Source organism: Xanthovirga aplysinae (assembly GCF_009711365.1).
GTDB lineage: Bacteria > Bacteroidota > Bacteroidia > Cytophagales > Cyclobacteriaceae > Xanthovirga > Xanthovirga aplysinae.
Genome location: NZ_SMMB01000717.1, coordinates 1 through 3458, shown reverse-complemented (window position 1 = coordinate 3458; position 3458 = coordinate 1). Strand labels below are relative to the sequence as shown.

Genomic DNA, 3458 nt, shown 5'->3' with positions numbered 1-3458 from the left:
CCCTGTTTTCCGTACCGGACTCATAAGGACATTTGGTCTGACCAGCAAACGTTTTGAACATAGGTGTACCATATTTTGGATCTCTTTTCCAGTTTACCGAGAAATGATCAAAAACTTCATCGTCCAGTAATTTAATACTATACCCTCTTACCTTGCCATCAGTAAAGGCTTTACTAAATGAGTGCTGTACCGAAATATCCACGTTGGTAGTCAGTCTGGCAAGGAAACCTGCCACAGCAATGTCTGATTTAGAGGCATAGCCAGTACCAATAGTAGTGGAGCCGCTGTGGGTATTTTGATTGGATTGTGAAGTATTCACTTCAAGTCCAATTGTAACCTTTCCTCCGAAAGAAAATTGGTCACTACCGGAGATGCTAAAATCGTTCGGATCTGAAACGGATTCATGCCCGGTGAAGAAAGCATCCGTAAATGATGATGCGTTTTCAATATTCTCTATTCTTTCTGTATTTTCCGTCAGGATGTTCATCCACTTGTTGTACTCGGTTTCGGCTTCTGATATGTCTTCTGGTTTAGAGTTAGGGTCATTTTTGATGATTTCCAATTGATTTTGCAAGACCCCTTTAATACCTGTAGCGGTATAATAGAAAGGGGTAGTATAGTCAAACCTCACTATATCCCTATTGGTCTTTAATTCAGGTACACATTGTGCGTTTACTTCTACTGTTCTACCTGTACCGATTGTCATAATTTGTCCACGGCCAATAAAAACATCTGCATCTTCCCCAACGATATCCTGTCCACCATTAGTTGTAATGGAACTCGTAAGGGTGGAATTATGTTCGCTGACCCACTCTCCCCCTTGTGTATGTTTCAGGTTTGCAGAGATCTCTACCTCTATTCTCGATTTCAACAACCGGTTGATCACACCCCCTACAAAACCGCCGATGAGTACAGAGTTATTAAAATCATTACCAAAAGCAACTCCAAAGTTAGATTCTATTCCTCCAGCCACAGAATGACTTGTATTCTTAGTAATAGTGGTACCCTCGTTCAAAGTTATAGTACTGTTGTCGCCAGGAGGGTCATGTAATACGGTAATGATGTCAGGATTGATAATGGTAAAGTTAGGAGGGTTTGTCATTTCACTACCTGTAACGTAAGCTTGCAAATCAGCATTAAATTGTTCTACAATACCACCTGTTCGAGTCAGAGTTACAGTAAATTTTCTCGGAGTAGTAGGGTCACTGTAATTGGGGCTGCCTGCAGTGAAACGCATCCTAACGGTTCCCTCAGAAGTAATTTCACCAGAATAGCTAGTGCTAGTTCCTAAATCTCCACTTGCAGTATAATCTATATTATCTACCATACACTGGTTTGTTCCATACATTTCAAAGGCTTTTAATTCTAATTCATAGCTTATACCACTTTCCAATTCATAAATTCCATTGGTAGTGGGACAGACGAGGGGTGCCAACAAGGAATCATAAGCCCCTGTACTGGAGGCCGCATATACTTCTATTGCCCCTTCCAAAGGATTTTTCCATTCAAAATCATAAACATAATTTGCCGAATCTATTTTAATGGTCTGGAAGTTCTCAAGTTCCCTTCCGTTTTCTTGATTCTCTAATTTTACTTTATAAAAACCCGGGACCAAGTCATCAACATGAAATACGGTATGGTCATCATTAAATTCACCAGTTTTAATTTCTTTTTGAAAAGTAAAGCCTGTTGGCAAATCTGTTCTTGTGATCGTACCTTCCCATGGGCCTGCACCGAAACCGCAAGGGGTCTGTATATATCCAGTAAACCCAAAACGATTGGTAATTTCAAAATCCAGGTTTGTTTTAGGGCCAAGCACAGTTGTACTATAAGAAGCTTCTTCCAAATTGGCACCCAAGGATTCATCCAGATTGGTTGGCACATACTTGGTTTTGTAATCTTTTGTATAGTTAAGAGAGGTAAACTGTGTTATTTTTGCACCATGCAATGTCATGACCCGCTGGTGAGCATTTGGCCCTCGACTAATGGCCCGGTAGAGGGAATCTTGCCCCGCAAAACTATAGGATAATTGTAAGTGTCGCTCATCTCTGTCAATAACTTCTCCTGTCTTAATTTTAGCAATTTCATCTTCGCTATATACCTCATCCCGGAATTCTAATTGATCCAAATAGCCAGTAAATGAAGTGGCTTCTGCGTTGGATTCAGCTTGCATACCTAACAATAGATCGGTTTCGGTTATTGAAGTGGAGGCACCTACTATAATCGGATTGCTGTTTCCAGCTTTTAAAGTCACCTGGCTTCCATCGTAAGTTAGGGCGAAAAATACCCAATCTGTTGTGTTTAAAACATTTTCAATCTTGATCAGTTGGGTATTGCGGGCTAAATCTTTTACCAATAGGTTTTGATTCCCACTTAAGATTAAACCAAGCCCATCCCCAATATTCATAATGGTTTGGTCCGAATTGCTTGCATCGGATTTTTTGATCCAACCTGTCCAAGTCCCTTTATTTTCGTTGACCTTGGGAAGGTTAGTCACTTTTGCATAGGATTCCTTGCCGTCAAAATACAAGGATTGTGCACCTGTACTATGAGAAAGAATATCTGGGTTGTTTACTTTGAATATCTGGTCACCCATATCGGAAAACAGAAGGTAATTGCCATAGTTATTGCTCAAGAAGGAAGTTTCTAATTGTGCCGCATCCCCAATCATCATGGAAATCCCCTCAGGAGCCGGAATTCTTTGATTAACCCCAGCCTCATCGGGCGTATTATAGTAAAATTGTCCGGATATCGGCATTTGTGAAATGTCAATGATATCGTGTACCTTTAGATATTGCCCAAAATCATCTTTATGGTACACCAATGGTAGGGCAAAAGTTGCTGGGTTAAAATCATGGAACAAGTCAGGGTAGCCGGGTACTGCCTTAAAAGGCACTAGGGTGAAGGTTTCTCCATCGGTTTGCCTATGATCAATGGCTTTTAGTGTATAGTCTCCATCTTCATTCGTTAGGGTTTTGTAAGCTAAACTAACTTGCTGTTCGGGCCTTGTTTCCCAAACCAAAGTACCCTTCGTTTCGCCAGTGTAGGTATCTCCCCTGCTATTGGCTGTCATGTTAAATACCTTTTTATCATCTCGCATGTCAAAGCGGTAATTGAACAAAAGATCAGCTTCGTCACCCTCCAAGTAAGTACCCTTTTGCCATGGCAAATTTGTATTGGCTTCTTCCAAATTCCAGTCCCAGGCCTGTAGTTCGTCTAACCAATATTCGCTTCCAGTGGCATAATTCAGTTCAAAAAGATAAACATTGCCTGCCGGAGCAGCCGATAGGTTGGCAGGGGTGGGGTTGTTAAATTCATCTCCGATTTGGGCATCTAAATAAATGGTTCCTTGATTGGCAAACACAATCGCATAATGATGCCAATTATTGTCAGGGATAGTGGTCTCCATTACCATGCTTCCTCCTTTGTGCACTTGCATTTTGTTGCCTACCGTTTTA

The 3458-nt window shown here is 41.0% G+C and carries 1 protein-coding gene; it reads right to left on the bottom strand.

Annotated features, from left to right (window positions below):
• A partial coding sequence (locus tag E1171_RS04555) for a LamG domain-containing protein (protein ID WP_222931389.1) occupies positions 1–3458 on the bottom strand: 3458 nt, incomplete at both ends.